Source organism: Bacteroides cellulosilyticus DSM 14838, from assembly GCF_000158035.1.
Lineage (GTDB): Bacteria > Bacteroidota > Bacteroidia > Bacteroidales > Bacteroidaceae > Bacteroides > Bacteroides cellulosilyticus.
Map to the genome: position 1 here is coordinate 275,477 of NZ_EQ973488.1, position 16,028 is coordinate 291,504.

9 protein-coding genes and 2 riboswitches are annotated in these 16,028 nt (G+C 46.0%); of the genes, 2 read left to right on the plus strand and 7 right to left on the minus strand.

Features of this window, described 5'->3' with window-relative positions; all coding sequences use genetic code 11:
- The 4 genes from BACCELL_RS02535 to BACCELL_RS02550 all read right to left on the minus strand — a co-directional run.
- Nucleotides 1–923 (minus strand): acyl-CoA carboxylase subunit beta (locus tag BACCELL_RS02535; protein WP_007209951.1); only part of this gene is annotated, 923 nt, incomplete at its 3' end.
- Nucleotides 924–925: 2 nt separating this feature from the next.
- Nucleotides 926–1,441 carry an acyl-CoA carboxylase biotin carboxyl carrier protein subunit gene (locus BACCELL_RS02540; protein WP_007209952.1) on the minus strand — a complete coding sequence of 172 codons (516 nt, stop codon included), beginning with the start codon at nucleotides 1,439–1,441 and terminating at the stop codon, nucleotides 926–928.
- A gap of 18 nt (nucleotides 1,442–1,459) precedes the next feature.
- Nucleotides 1,460–2,971: an acetyl-CoA carboxylase biotin carboxylase subunit gene (accC, locus tag BACCELL_RS02545; protein WP_007209953.1), complete on the minus strand. Its 1,512-nt coding sequence runs from the start codon at nucleotides 2,969–2,971 to the stop codon at nucleotides 1,460–1,462.
- Nucleotides 2,943–3,194, minus strand: coding sequence for a cysteine-rich CWC family protein (locus BACCELL_RS02550; RefSeq protein ID WP_022209063.1), 252 nt, complete (start codon nucleotides 3,192–3,194; stop codon nucleotides 2,943–2,945). Before BACCELL_RS02550 ends, accC begins: the two co-directional genes overlap by 29 nt.
- A gap of 66 nt (nucleotides 3,195–3,260) precedes the next feature.
- Nucleotides 3,261–3,465, minus strand: a riboswitch (cobalamin riboswitch).
- A gap of 91 nt (nucleotides 3,466–3,556) precedes the next feature.
- Nucleotides 3,557–3,775: riboswitch (cobalamin riboswitch) on the plus strand.
- Nucleotides 3,776–3,909: 134 nt separating this feature from the next.
- Between BACCELL_RS02550 and nrdD the strand changes: the two genes are divergently transcribed.
- Nucleotides 3,910–6,003 (plus strand): anaerobic ribonucleoside-triphosphate reductase, encoded by a 2,094-nt coding sequence (nrdD, locus tag BACCELL_RS02555; RefSeq protein ID WP_007209956.1) that lies wholly within the window; start codon nucleotides 3,910–3,912, stop codon nucleotides 6,001–6,003.
- A complete protein-coding gene (gene nrdG, locus BACCELL_RS02560) occupies nucleotides 5,987–6,457 on the plus strand; it encodes an anaerobic ribonucleoside-triphosphate reductase activating protein (protein WP_007209957.1) in 471 nt (156 codons plus the stop codon). Before nrdD ends, nrdG begins: the two co-directional genes overlap by 17 nt.
- Before the next feature lie 32 nt (nucleotides 6,458–6,489).
- Here the strand turns inward: nrdG and BACCELL_RS02565 are convergent, their stop codons facing one another.
- The 3 genes from BACCELL_RS02565 to BACCELL_RS02575 all read right to left on the minus strand — a co-directional run.
- Nucleotides 6,490–9,339 carry a glycoside hydrolase family 2 TIM barrel-domain containing protein gene (locus tag BACCELL_RS02565; RefSeq protein WP_044153238.1) on the minus strand — a complete coding sequence of 950 codons (2,850 nt, stop codon included), beginning with the start codon at nucleotides 9,337–9,339 and terminating at the stop codon, nucleotides 6,490–6,492.
- Nucleotides 9,340–9,560: 221 nt separating this feature from the next.
- Nucleotides 9,561–12,809 (minus strand): glycoside hydrolase family 2 TIM barrel-domain containing protein, encoded by a 3,249-nt coding sequence (locus BACCELL_RS02570; RefSeq protein ID WP_007209959.1) that lies wholly within the window; start codon nucleotides 12,807–12,809, stop codon nucleotides 9,561–9,563.
- 52 nt (nucleotides 12,810–12,861) lie between these two features.
- Nucleotides 12,862–16,028: beta-d-glucuronidase/beta-L-arabinofuranosidase (locus BACCELL_RS02575; protein ID WP_007209960.1), on the minus strand; the 3,167-nt coding region annotated here is incomplete at its 5' end.

A 16,028-nucleotide genomic window follows, 5' to 3' on the forward strand; every position in this document is an offset into this window, starting at 1 on the left:
TTCTTTGCAAAATGAGGCATCACTTCAAAGAAATATTGGTTATCCATAACAGGCTCTATAATATCCTTAATGTCATAAGGAATGTTCGGGTCTTCCGGAATCACAGTTTGAAGTTCTTCTGACTGACGTCTGGCATCATCCGTACAAGGAATAAGCGGAGCATCCTCCATATTATTGGAAGGCAGGAAGCTGAGCAATTCGCGTATGGCCAGCATGGTTTCTTCTTCAGTGTTACACATGAAGTGAGTAACGCCACTCTTACTGCTATGTGCATAGGCTCCACCCAGCTCTTCCTTGTCCACTTCTTCATGCGTAACCGTTTTCACTACATCCGGCCCTGTGATGAACATATGGCTTTTCTCTTTCACCATAAAAATAAAATCCGTCAATGCAGGTGAATAACAGGCACCGCCGGCACATGGACCCAGAATAGCTGAGATTTGAGGGATGACCCCGGAAGCAATCGTATTCTGATAGAAAATAGAAGCATATCCTGACAAACTGCCGACACCTTCCTGAATACGGGCACCTCCCGAGTCATTCAGAGCAATAACCGGAGCACCATTTTTGAGTGCCAGTTGCTGTACTTTCACTATTTTCGCTGCATTAGTTTCACTCAAAGAACCACCATGCACCGTAAAGTCATAGGCGTACACAAATACCGGACGACCGTCAATCTTGCCGTAACCAGTCACCATGCCATCACCTGGAATTTGTTTTTTCTCCATTCCGAAATTGGTGCAACGGTGATTTACAAACTTGTCCAACTCATTGAATGTCCCTTTATCCAGCAAGGCTTCTATGCGTTCGCGTGCGGTCATCCGCCCGGCAGCATGTTGTTTTTCTATCTTATCAATGCCTCCACCCTGCGAGGCACGCTTATTAAGTTCTTCAAACTGATTATATATTTCTGTCCTTTCCATACTTATTCTTCATTTATAATATCCAATGTCATTAAAATCTGGTTACTGCTCACTGAATCACCTTCCGCCACCAAGATTTCTCTCACTACACAGTCCGAATTGACCTTATAGTTGCTTTGCATTTTCATAGCTTCAAGCACCACTACAATATCTCCCGCCGACAAACGGTCCCCTTTCTTTACAGGAATCTTCATAACCTTACCCGGCATCGGAGCAATAATCTTATCGTCCTGTCTCTCTTCTCCTCCTTTTCGCATACGCAAGTATTTCACCTGGGTATCTGCTATATCCACATGATAAGAGCGATAGAACAAATTCACATCATAGCTTTTTCCTCCTTCACCGCGGATGACTTCCGTATTGTAAGAATTTCCGTCGTGTAAGATGGAGCAGCTGCCGTTTTCTGCCATGGCAATATCCACATCGTAGATTCTTCCATCAACATTCAACCGGACTTTATTATCTTCTTTACTGACCAACGTCACGTCGGCAACGCGGTTTCCAATATGTATTTCCATTAACTACTTCCTCCCTCTTTAAATACGTAAAACTCCTTTTTGCAAACCGAACTCACGCCAGCGACTGATAGGACGACCATCAGACGACTGCGTGGAAGAATTCTCTTCCAGGTTCATCAGGTAATCTATATAAGCGGCAATCATGGCAATATTCTCAATTTCTTCATTATTACTGTTAGGACGCTGCAACATACGCGAGTTTTTCTCGATAAACAGCGTGTTGTATTCTCCTTTTACGAAATCGGGGTTGTGCATGATGCGCTTCAGATAAGTAAGATTCGTCTTCAATCCGGTAATTTTATACTCATACAGCACACGGCGCATACGCTCAATGGCATACTGCCGATTGGTGGCCCATACGATCAGTTTTCCGATCATGGGATCATAATAAATAGGAATCTCATACCCTTCGTAAACATAGCTATCGATTCGGACACCGATACCGTTCGGTTCAGCCAATAACTTAATGATTCCCGGAGACGGCATGAAATTATTCTCCGTATCTTCCGCACAGATACGACATTCGATAGCATGTCCCCGCTGAAACAAATCTTCCTGTTTAAGATGCAACGGATAACCGGATGCAATCATGATCTGTTCTTTCACCAAGTCCACACCCACCACTTCTTCCGTAATGGGATGTTCCACTTGCAAACGGGTGTTCATTTCCAGGAAATAGAAATGACGGTGCTTATCCACCAGAAATTCGATAGTACCTGCACCCGAATAGTTCACTGCTTTGGCGGCAGCTACAGCCTTCTCTCCCATCTCTCTGCGTAATTCCGGAGTGAGGAAGGGAGACGGACTTTCCTCCACAATCTTTTGATTTCTACGCTGAACAGAACATTCGCGATCAAATAAATGAATCACATTGCCATGATTATCACCCAATACCTGAAATTCAATATGATGGGGTTCCTCCACAAATTTCTCCAGATATACCGTATCGTCACCAAAAGCAGACATAGACTCCGAACGAGCGGTATTATAAGCCTCAACTACTTCATCCTCACTATGTATCAGTCGCATACCTTTTCCGCCACCACCCATAGAGGCTTTCAGCATCACGGGATAGCCGATCTTATTACATATCATCACAGCCTCCCCGGCACTCTGCAAGGGTTGTTCCGTACCGGGAACTACCGGTACTCCGGCTGCAATCATGTGTTTACGGGCTGAGATTTTATCGCCCATCGCTTCCATTGTTTCGGCAGAGGGCCCGATAAAAATAATGCCTTCTTCTTTGCAACGACGGGCAAAGTCGGCATTTTCAGATAAGAAACCATATCCGGGATGGATGGCATCCGCTTCATGCTGCCGGGCAGCACGAATTATATTCTCTATATTCAAATAACTGTCTCTGGAAGCTGCCGGACCTATCAGACAGGCTTCATCGGCATACATGACGTGTTTTGCTGCACGGTCCGCTTCCGAATAGACAGCTACTGTACGTATTCCCATCTCTTTGCAGGAACGCATTACACGTACAGCAATCTCGCCTCTATTGGCAATCAATACTTTTTTTATCATTGTTCTTCTGTTTATCACAAAGGGGTGCATCACATACATCCATAACGATACCCTCTTTGACTGCCGTCAGACAGTCATGACATAAACAGCCCGGGTAATTCTTTTGTAAATAAGCACGTTGCTGCTCATTCAGTCGTACCGTAGCGCAATGGCATGACAAAATCCGATCGTGCATACACTCAAAGGTTGCACCACAACGCGGACATACCTTTTTCATAGGCATCCCTTTCGCATTAATTAAATTAAAACAATTATACGTTCGTACTGTTCCCCTAATCCCACGAGTAGCAACAGACTTTAACGAATGGCAGGTCTTCTGACTGACTCCCTTTCTGATTCCTTCCCGGCCTCCAATTCACAGCCAGTGGCTAAAGTATTTATCAAGAAAGTTATGGAGCTTCACAGCAGCGGGACTGTCCGGGATTTACACCCGATTCCCTTTTAATCCAAATGACAGAAATGTTCATCCGAAACCAATTCGGGGCAAAGATAGTGGAAATTATCATTGGAGATGCTTTTTAAAACAAAAAATATAAGCTGGGAATATTTTTTTCTATCATCCGTTGGATTATAGATTTTATTTCTAACTTTGTCAGCGATAACGGTTTCCAAATCACCGCAAGCGTGAAATGGAATTAAAAGGGAATCCTGTGAAAATCAGGGACTATCCCCGTAGCTGTAAGTTTCATCTCCCTACCATGTGGAGAAAAGATTGTGGCACTCTTTAGCCACTGGTCCTGCAAAAACCGGGAAGGCGCCACAACGGAAACAAGTCAGAAGACCTGCCGATATCTGTAATCATTCAGGCTTTCGGGTGAAAAGCGATAGAATGCATCCTCCAAGATTCATTTTATTACTTACTCTCCTTATTTTGTCGTTTGATTTAGTATAGCTAACTAAACAAAGAATATTTATTTGTTAAATCTTAAATTACAGGTATGATCAATTCGGAGACTTTCATCGTCAAAAGAGATGGGAAAAAAGAAGCGTTTTCACTTGACAAGATCAAGAACGCAATTAGTAAAGCATTTTTATCTGTCGGTAGTTTTGCCACACAAGATGTGATCACCAACATACTCAGCCGCGTGAACATCAGTGATGGAACCAGTGTAGAAGATATACAGAACCAGGTAGAAATTGCACTGATGGCTGAACACTATTACAGTGTAGCAAAAGCGTTCATGCTATACAGACAGAAACATCTGGAAGACCGGGAAGTACGTGACAAGCTCCGTTTCCTGATGGATTACTGCGATGCCTCCAACCCTGCCACCGGTAGCAAGTATGACGCTAACGCCAATGTGGAAAATAAAAATATAGCCACACTGATAGGCGAGCTCCCCAAATCGAACTTCATCCGTCTGAACCGCCGTTTGCTGACTGACCGTCTGAAGGACATGTACGGCAAGGAACTTTCAGACCGCTACATCGAATTGCTGAACCAACACTTCATATATAAGAATGATGAAACCAATCTTGCCAATTATTGCGCAAGCATCACCATGTATCCGTGGCTGATCAGCGGAACCGCATCCGTAGGCGGTAACTCCACGGCACCCACCAATCTGAAGTCTTTCTGCGGAGGATTCATCAATATGGTATTTATCGTATCGAGTATGCTCAGCGGCGCCTGTGCCACACCGGAATTTCTGATGTATATGAATTATTTCATAGAAAAAGAATACGGAGAGGATTACTATAAACATCCGGAACAACTTGCCGACCTTTCCTCCAAACAAAGGACCATAGATAAAATAATCACCGATTGTTTTGAACAGATCGTATATTCCATCAATCAACCTACGGGGGCACGGAATTTTCAGGCAGTATTCTGGAATGTAGCTTACTATGATCAATATTATTTCAATAGCCTTTTCGAACATTTCGTCTTCCCGGACGGAAACGCTCCCCATTGGGAATCATTGAGCTGGTTGCAGAAGCGTTTCATGAAGTGGTTCAATAAGGAACGCACCAAAGCCGTTCTTACTTTCCCCGTAGAGACAATGGCTTTACTGACCAAAGACGGAGATGTACTGGATAAGGAATACGGTGACTTCACGGCCGAAATGTATGCGGAAGGACACTCTTTCTTTACATATATGAGTGATAATGCCGACTCGTTAAGTAGTTGTTGCCGCTTACGTAATGAAATACAGGATAACGGATTTAGTTACACCCTGGGTGCAGGCGGCGTATCTACCGGATCAAAAAGTGTGTTGACTATCAACCTGAACCGTTGCATCCAGCATGCAGTGAAATCCGGATTGCTTTATCATTTCTTCCTTGAAGAGGTAGTAGATCTGGTACACAAGGTACAACTGGCCTATAACGAAAACTTAAAGCATCTGCAAAGCAAAGGAATGTTGCCTTTGTTCGATGCCGGATACATCAATATGGGACGCCAATATCTGACAATCGGTGTAAACGGGCTGGTGGAAGCCGCTCAATTCATGGGAATTGAAATCAACGATAATCCTAAATATGAAGCTTTTGTGCAGGAGATTCTGGGAATAGTTGAAAAATACAATAAGAAATATCGAACGAAAGATATACTCTTTAACTGCGAAATGATACCGGCCGAGAATGTAGGCGTGAAACATGCCAAATGGGACAAAGAAGCCGGTTTCCAGACATTCCGCGAATGCTATAACAGCTATTTCTACATCGTAGAGGATGAGTCGCTGAACGTCATCGATAAGTTCCGTATGCATGGACACAGGTATATAGAGCATCTGACGGGTGGTTCGGCACTCCACATGAATCTGGAAGAGCACTTAAGCAAAGAGCAATACAGGCAATTACTTCGGGTAGCCGCCACTGAGGGCTGCAATTACTTTACTTTCAATATACCTAACACTGTCTGCAACGAATGCAACCACATTGACAAAAGATACTTGAAAGAGTGTCCGGAATGTCATAGCCAGAACGTGGATTATCTGACCCGCGTTATCGGCTACATGAAACGAATCAGCAATTTCTCTCAAGCCCGGCAAAAGGAGGCTGCCCGAAGATATTATGCTGAAGTACACTGATTACGACATTGTTTTTCAGGAGATACCGGATGAGGTGACATTGGCAATCAACCTTTCGAACTGTCCGAACAGGTGTAAAGGTTGCCATAGTCCCTATCTGCAACGAAATGTCGGAGAAGCGCTGACAGAAGAAAACCTTTCCGTACTTTTACAAAAGTATGGAAAGGCTGTTACATGCGTCTGTTTTATGGGTGGAGATGCAGATCCTTATGATGTAGCGTATTTTGCCAATTTTCTACAGCAACAGCAGATTGCCCCGGTTAAAGTGGGTTGGTATTCCGGTAAGCAGGAACTGCCTGACGGATTCCCGATACGGAACTTCCAATACATAAAACTTGGGCCTTACGTAGAAAGCCGCGGTGGCTTGAAGTCTGAACAAACCAACCAGCGGCTTTACAAGATTGTACAAGGAGAAATGAATGATATTACTTACCGGTTCAGGACAAAGAGCTGATCTCTTTCCGCCTGAACCGGAATTACAAAGTCTTATTCAAACCGGATAACAAGGCGTCCCGTTTGCGAGCCATCCACCCATTTTGGTTGTGAAGAAGGACCGCACAAGTCCGTGGAATTTACTTTATTACGCACCGGAGGAATTACATTCAAAACAGAAATTCCGCTTTCGGGAAGTGTATACAGTAACCGGTCACGACCATCACGGGGTTGATATACTCCGATATAGGAATCAGGTGTTTCATTCGTCAGGCTGATGGTTCCCTCTTTCGTGCGAATACTCATCCAAGAGACACTGCCAAAATATCCCTTGAATTCAGGATAGGTGAATGTCTCACCCGGAATAGGATCGTTATAATCATTCTCCCAGATATCATACTGCGTGCCATGAATACGATTCTGCCATACACGATACGGACCTGCTCCCAACCAACGCTTGCTGAGCACTTGTTCTTCAGGGTAATCAAAGCAAATACCCATCAGGTCTACCACACCGGAGAAGTTGTAGGTATAATCAAGAGTAGCCATGCCGTCCGGATGAATTGTCCACTGAGCTTTATCTAAATTACCCAGTTTATAATTAGCGGTGAGGATCAGATTCCCCCCCTCTTCTTTCACATCCAGTTTCGTGAAGACTGCCGCATCGGTAAATTCACTGTAAGTACGGTCCTTTGCCTTGGCTTTTTCGTCATCATGATTATAGAACTGATCTAGGGAACGGTCTGCACGACGTGCACCGATAAAACGGGGACCGTTAGCAAAACTAATCTTACGGTTATTGACGGATACATCTTTCAGCTGCCCGTCTTTCTTTGAAAAGACAAAAGTACGCCCGTTTGCTTTTACCGTAATACCTTTTTCTGTTTCCGTATAGGATACACGGCCGGATGATGCAGAAAACTGTTCTGTTTCCCGATTCAGTTTATCTACGGGGAAAGTCCAGCGCCAAAGTTCATACCCATATTTATCTATAACTGTCAGGAAAAGAGCATCCGCTTCGGGAAGAATAGAAGTCTTGATATCCACCACTCCCACTCCATGGGCTGCTACATCGCTTCCTTGCACTTCACCTTGTTTCAGAATCCGTGTAGTTGTATTGGAAGCATCCGTTACCGACGGGAACTTCACTTGCTGCCAGATAAAACGACAGGTGTTCAGGTTCAGATAATCATAACGGTTCTCCACAGAGAGTTTACCGTCGAAATTCCGGTCGATAGCGGTATTCATAACCTGCACCGGGCTCCATAGCTGCTTGATAGTGTAATAGCTGCCTTCCTTTTCATGGTGAGGGCCTACAATTCCGTCAGCTCCGAAATTTCCCTGATTGTCTATGAACCCGTCCATATCCACGCGCTTCACGCCTTCATCCGCCAATACCCACAGGAAACCACCGATACAACGCGGATGTTTACGCATCATTTCCCAGTAATCATACAGGCCGGCACCATGACCTCCGTCGTACAAACCATGCAGGAATTCAGTAGGCATAAAGATTTCCGGCAGGCGCATGTAGTTCTGGCTTTCTCCATACGAACGATAGTGCATGGTTTCGAAACCGGAGAAGTTACCTTGCGGATGGATGACCGGGCGTTTCTGCAGATCGTATTTATGGAATTCTCCGTCCAGTTCAATGTTCCAGCCTTTTTCATTACCATTGCTCCACCAGATAATGGACGGATGGTTCACATCACGTTCTATCATGCCTTCAATCAGACGTACTCCCGTAGGGGTGTCGTACTTGCCATGCCAGCCACCCAGTTCATCCATAACATAGAGTCCAAGAGAGTCGCATGCTTCCAGAAATTCCGGGTCCGCCGGATAGTGGCTCAGACGGACAGAATTCATATTCATGCCCTTCATCAGAAGTACATCTTCAATATTCTTCGCTTTACTTAGGGTACGACCGCTTTCGGGACGGAAACTATGACGGTTGACACCACGCACGTTGATACGCACCCCGTTCACGTACAATCCGTCACTTTCACGAACTTCGATAGTACGGAAACCGAATGTCTCGGTCTCATGATGCAGGACTTTACCTCCTTTATCCAACAGTGAAAATTGAGCTTTATAAAGATTCGGAGTTTCTGCCGTCCATAAGGCAGGGGCAGAAACGTTCAATTGTAAAGTAGTCCAGTCGCTTCCGGCTTTTAGGGGTACGGTGGTATCTGCCAGTTTCTTCCCTTTACCGTCCAAAATCTGTGCACGGATACTCATTCCGTCACCGGAGATATTCGTGTAGCAATTGGCACGGAATGATCCGTCCATTTGTGCATCAATAGCAATATGACGGAGATTGACGGCAGGTTTTACTTCCAGAAATACCGGGCGGAAGATACCGCCAAAGTTCCAATAATCGGCGCGCCGTTCGGCAAGATTCACACTGGCATTCTCACTCTCCTTGGAAACTGTTACTTCCAGCTGATTCTTCTTGCCATATTTCAGTAAATCCGTGACATTATATGAAAAGCAATAGAAGGCTCCCTGGTGTTTCGATCCTGCCTTACGTCCGTTAACCTTAACTTCCGTATCGGTCATGGATGCTTCGAACACAAGGCTGACCTGCTTGCCACGAAATTCCTCGGGAACTTCAAACTCATATTTATACATTCCTTTCTCACCGGCAATGCCTTCGGGAAAGGCTTTACCATAAAAACTAATTCCATACTGATAGGTACCAAAACCCTGCAACTCCCAGCAAGAGGGGACGCCTATTTTCGTCCATCGACCGGAGTTACGTCCGTCGGTACAGAAAAAGTCCCATTCTACTGTGTCGTCGCATCCGTGGCCGGAGAGGTATTGCCGCTCTGTCTGCGGAAGTGTCTGGGCAGTCAGGGTGGTGGCTAATGCCAAGGTTGATAATAAAGTGGTTACGTTTCTCATTGTTACTTTCATTATTGTGTTAGTTATTCTTAGTTACTGATACCGGGGCGGTACTGAAGCAGTTTTTCCCTTCGGCGTGCTAACCAGACTATCTTAATTCTCCTCCCGGGAGGAGGGGAGCTTAAGTTACTTTCCAGTTTTGACACACCTTCAATTGAGATAGTAATGCCTATAAAAATAGTATGCCGAAGGGAAATCTTGCTCCAGCACTATGCCGGCTCCTATTTCTCATTACGAATCCGTATATGCAAGGTATGTTCCTTCTTATCAATGGCATACTTCTTCAGTACGCCCGGTCCGCAACTGCTGTTACCCAATCCAAGTATGGCGGCATCCAGGCTCAGGATAACCTCGGGGCGGGGTTTCAGATTACAGTCATGCATTTCTTTATATAAATCCTGTGCGGTATAGTGCAGGGCAGAAGCAGAAAAGACATCTTCCACAGCATCGACACGAATACCTTTGCCATGCCTGTCGGTCAGCATAAGGTGACGCACTTCTTCCTTATTTCCACTATCTTGCGGACGGGGATAATGCACATACTGGTCGGCAACCGGTCCTTTCCAAAGTCCGACAGCAGCGGAAGTCTTGCGGTCAGGATAATTATCCTGCGGACCACGCCCCTGCCAGATAAAAGTATTATAATCGGATGAAAGGCAGAATGCTATTCCCAAACGGGGTAATTCGGGTAGAATTCCCTGCGGTTGGAAAGTAGTTTTCAAGTCTATGGTTCCATCGGAAAGGATAGTATAAAGAAACTTTGTCACAATCATACCTTCTTTATAGCGATTCCTGGTTTGAATCCGGACAATGACCGCTCCGTCCTCACGGACCTCATGCTTAAAAAAGTCCAGACTAATACGAGGATTATCCATTTGATGCAAACTCCAGTCTTTAGCCAACCAGTTGCCAAAACTCTTATCATTATCTGTCGGTGCACGGAAGGCCTGCGTTACAGGCTGAAGAGGAAAATCAGCCGGATGAGCCAGCATTTCTTTTCCATGATAAGTAAGGGAAGTCAGGCTCCCGGTTGCGTTTTTCTCCCATTGAATAGAAAAGCCGCTCCCACTGATGGATAAATGTTCTTCATCTGCCCTTACCTTCAGTCTCCCTCTATTCTCAAGTTTGGAAGACAATAATGCGCCTTCCTGAATGCAGAACTGTTCCCATGCCACTTCATGCCCGGCTTTCGCCCAAAGAGCATCCCGCTTCAAGATGAAGCTTATCGTGAGACGCAGGTCAGAAGTAGCCTTTGCCGAAGCTTTCTTGCCGGCTATGGAAACAGGTAAAGGGATCGTTTCACTTTCTCCGGGAGCTACCTCGGGCAATGTTATTTCTCCTTGATCCTTCTGCTTCCCATCTATGGACAACGTCCACAAACAGCGATATTGGGACAAATCCGTATGATGATTCCTATTCGTCACTCTCAGCTCTCCACTCTCCACTCTCAACTCCACGGGTGAGTATACTTTCTTCACCTCCCAATATTTAGGAGTTGTTTCGCGGTCACTCATCAACAAGCCATTGAAGCAAAAAGCCTTCAGATTCGGTTTATCACCAAAATCACCACCGTAAGCTACCATGATACGTCCATCGGGTAACGTCTTGTAGATACCCTGATCTACCCAATCCCAGATAAATCCGCCCAGCATACGGGGATTACTGTATATCTCGTCCCAATATTCCTTGAAATTCCCCAGAGCATTTCCCATGGAGTGAGCGTATTCACTCGTCATCACGGGACGGTTGTCATTGGTACGTTCCGCAATTTCCAACAGCCGCTCCCAACGTGCATTTTCCGCACGTTCCTTATCTTCTCCCTCGGCAATGCCGGGATTCAGATACTCCTGTTTTACCCGGGTATAGAAACGACTGATTACATCTACCGTCTTCGGATCAGGTTCACCGCCGGCTCCCTGTGCACCTTCATAATGCACGGGACGTGTCGGATCGAAGTCATGCAGCCAAGCTGAAATAGCGGCAAAATTCGGACCATAACCACTCTCATTACCCATACTCCACATTACAATGCTTGGATGATTTTTATCCCGTTCTGCCATCCGCACGGCACGGTCCAGAAATGCGGCATGCCAATCGGGAGTGCTGGCTAAGATTCCGCGCAAACCATGCTCCTCAATGTCAGCCTCATCCATGACATAAAGCCCCAGACTGTCACAAAGCTCATACCAGCGGCTGACATTGGGATAATGACTGGTTCGCACCGCATTAATATTGGCTTGCTTCATCAGAAGAATATCCTGCAACATACGTTCTTCGCTCATGACACGAGCCGTACGGGGATCGTGTTCATGGCGGTTCACCCCACGGAAACGAACCGGTGCGCCATTAACCAGCAGTTGTCCGTTTCGTATTTCCACTGAACGGAAACCGACAGATTGTTCTACCTGCTCTATTACTTCACCTTCGGCAGTCAGCAGAGTCAGGTGCAGTTTATACAAATAAGGGGTTTCAGCAGTCCACCTTTTCGGAGATTTTATCGTTGCCGACATACGTCCCAATTTACGGGGACCACGTTGAGGATACCATTCGTTCATCCTGCCCGCTTTATGTTCCAGGTCGAGTATATCTTCCACATCCCCTTTCAGTGTCGCGATTTCTCGTCCGGAAGCATCTTTCAATACTCCCTGCAGGGTAGTTCCTTTTCCGGTCATCCCTCGGTAAACGCTGAATTGAGGATCTATCTGCAAGATGAAATCCTGATAGTCCGTAGAAACCGGAAGAGTCCGCACTGCATAATCACGGATACGGATATCGGGTGTGTGCAGCAAATGGATGCTGCGGTGGATACCACCAAAACGCCAGAAGTCCTGATCTTCAAGATAAGAGCCGTCACTATACCGGTAAACCTCCAGTGCGATCTGATTCTCTCCGGCATGCAGGTAGTTTGTAATATTGAATTCACTCGGTTCCATACTTCCCTGGCTATACCCTACCCGTTCTCCATTTATCCAGACATAGAAAGCACTCATCACTCCTTCGAAACGAAGAAAGGTCTGGCCTCTTGCTTCCCAACCGGCAGGCAACTGAAACGAACGGCGATATTGTCCTACGGGATTCCGTTCTTTGTAAGTCGTATAGTCAACCTTCGGTTCACCCATCACCCGGGGTGGATCTATCTTGAACGGATAGCCTGCCGAAACGTATATCGGCGTACCATATCCGTTTACTTCCCAATTGGCAGGTACGGGAAAACCGACCCAGTCTTTATCATTGAAATCCGTCTGATAGAACTCTACAATTCTTTCATCGGGCACAGGTGTCCAGCGAAATTTCCATGTTCCATCCAGACAGATGGAACAATCTCCCTTCTGTGCGTGGAAAGGAGTAAATGCGGCCCGCGCCGGTTCGCGGTTGATTTGAAGTACATGGTGATTCTCCCAGTCATGCACAGTTTGTGCTGACGGCTGGATGGGGAGCAATAGACCAAAGAGTAAAGTATATATCTTCATTCGTTATGCTATTAATATTAGGATAGACGGACGAAGATGTGTTTTGTACTCTTTACTGAATCTCCAATGCGTCAAACGCCAATCCATTCATATCTTCCGCCGAAAGCAGCACTTTATAATAGCCTGCATTGATGAATGTTCCGGTAGTGGTACTCACCATTTTCCACTTATCGGGCGTTTCAGGGAAAGTAAGGATATCATCTTTCAACGTCACACCTTTGCTGTCGATAAACTGCATCCGTACAGGCAGCGGCTTACCAGTTGTATTCATATACTTAAACCGGAGAGCGTAGATTTGGGCCAATCCGGTAGAAACACTCCACTCGATGCTGTTCTTCTTTCCTTTTCCAAAGAAGACGCCCATCTGTTTGCGATGCTCCCTCTTCGTAAAAGCACCTTTTACAGAAGCTGTCTCAGCCTCATACGCCACACTGGCACGAGCATTTTTATCTTCCGGAAGCAATTCCTTGGGAGTCTTCACCAAAAGCTCTTTATCTGCCGCCTCCCAACTCCAGTCCGGAGCCACCCAGTTCCTGTCCACCGCTGAAAGTAGTTCTGAAGCTTTCAGCCCTGAAGCCGGAAACACAGACGGTTTCAGTTCCTGATTTGCAGAAGCAATGGCAATTCCGGAAATCAGTGCCTGACCGGCCTTTACTTCCGGGAAGTGTATTTTCAACAGGCCTTGCTTCGCAACGGCATATACTACCTTTTTGCATGCACCGTCATGGCCACTTTCAGCCCATACGTCCAGATCATCCAACACGAGGGAATCGTTCACCATTACATCAAATATGCGCAAACCTTCACAATCGGTAGAAGCACTTCCCCCCGTACCATGCCAGGGCTCTGTAAAGTAAAATTCGATACGATAGATTCCGTCAGCTACAGGAAAACGATATTCCAACTGGTGACGGCCAAAGCGGAAGGACTGGAATAACGTCCAGTCGCGCGTGCCACGTATCGGATCAGACGTCGTACGCTGGCTGGCAAGATAAGGATTCAGACCTTCAAAATTTGCAGCCCATGAACGGGAATACCCCAGATTATCCTGTGACCAGAGTTGCCCGAAGCTATCCGTATATTCATCTCCACCGCAATTGATGCGATACAGGTAATTATATCCCTCCTCTCCCTTCAGTACAGGCTTTGCTTCCTGATAAAGCGCATCAAAGCGAGGCGCCCGCTCTAATCCTTCCAGAATGATTATATCTTCCGCAACAGGTTTTCCTTTGTAATAACCTACCGCGCGAAGCACATTGTAGCGGATATCCCGGTTCTCCCACACGAAATGAATTCCTACTCCATTATTCCCCTTCCGTCCGAGGAAAGTGACTTTCCCATCAGACATATCGTTATAGAGCAATACAGAATCGCAATTACTATAAGCCTCGATAGTAGCCCGGCGACGCCCCTCCTTAAAACGGTCCGTCCAGGTATGTGATACGAGATAAACCATAGGATCTTTGGCTGCCGGAACATAGTTGGCACGATACATATAATATACATCCAGCGGCTCTTCCCACGGAGTCACCAATCCTTTATAATTGAATGGTCCTACTTTATCTATTTTCCGGTAAGCTTCATCCGGCTGGCGGCGTCCGGGATTGTCATGACTGCTATATATCCATTGGAATTGTCCGCAAACACTATCTCTTGCCTGCTCCGCCAAACGGATCTTAGTTTCCATCAGCCGGCACATGCGATCTTCACTCCACGTTCCGTTTACCTCAAACTCTCCGGATTCCGTATGCAATCCGATGCTTCTCCATGCACCATATTCTCCGTTCAACAGTTGATTCTTCCGGGAGAGTTCTTTTCCATATTTGGTGACATCTCCCCCGTACGTACCACTCCAATTCTGGATTACATTCCAGTCGGTTCCTTCCCCACCATTGCAGGTAGTGATGACACGCATCGTACGCGCCGTCGGATCCATCTCCCGGATAATCTCACTACATTCCTGTGCAAATTCACGGGGCAATGTACTTTCATTCTGCAATCCCCATATAACGACTGAGGGGGAATTGCGACGCTCTTTCACCCACTGGCGAAGCAGCTTCTTAAAATTCTCCCGGAATTCCGGTGTGTCATACCATACATGTGCGGAGAATTGCGTCCAGAACAAAATACCTTTTTCATCCCAGTATTTCTGATAATCAAGATGATGGGGCTGATGGGCGTCACGGAAACCGTTAAAGCCTGCCGCACATATCTGCTTTACCCTTGCAGCTACCTGCTCCCTGCTGAACGCGTGACTTTGTCCGAACTGATGTTCGTACTCGCAAACTCCATTGATAAAGACAGGCTTTCCATTCAAATAGAAACGTCCGTCTCCGTCATTCCGTTTCACCGGCCAACTGATGGTACGGATACCGAAAGGAGTCGATACCTCATCCGTAGTCTTCGTATCCCGCTTAATCATGCTTGCCAGTTTATACAGATAAGGATTATCTGTACTCCACAACACCGGATTCTCTACAGGAGAGTGCTGGCGAACCACCTTCATCTCTCCCGGTGCCAATGTCACTTTCCTGGCCAGACGGAACACTTGCTTTCCATCCGCATTGCTCAATTTATTAACCACTTCAATCGTTTCCGTAGTCTTACCATAGTTCTTAACCTCCGTATCGACAAATACATTAGCTGCTTTCTCATCATTCCAGATATGTACTCCGAAAGGTTCGATACGGATTTCATCTGTACCTTCCAACACCACAGGCCGGAAGATTCCTAAAGGTTGCGAGCCTTCACTGAATCCCCATTCCGAAGAACAGCCGCCACACACCCAAGGCATATCGGCAATCATTTCCGGGTGCTCAGCTTTTACCTCCAGATGATTGCTACCTTGCCTCAATGCATCGGTCACATCCAAGGTCAATGTTGTGCGTCCTACGGGATGCCGCCCAAAATCCTGACCATTCAATTGAATTGTGGCATAAGTGCCTACTCCTTCGAAACGAAGAAAATAGCGCTTCCGGGATTGGTAATTATCCAAAGTAAAATCTTTCACATACATAGCAGTGCCATGCAGATTGCCATGAGTGAGCTGACGATAACCATAGTAATCATCCCAGTTGTGAGGCAGTTGACAATTGATTGCATTATCACGCTGTAATGAATTAGTATTCACCGGTTGTGAATGATCAATCAGCCATGTTTTCCAATCTTCATTCAGTTCGGTCAGTATGCGACGATTCTTTGTCTCCGTTTTTGGGAAAC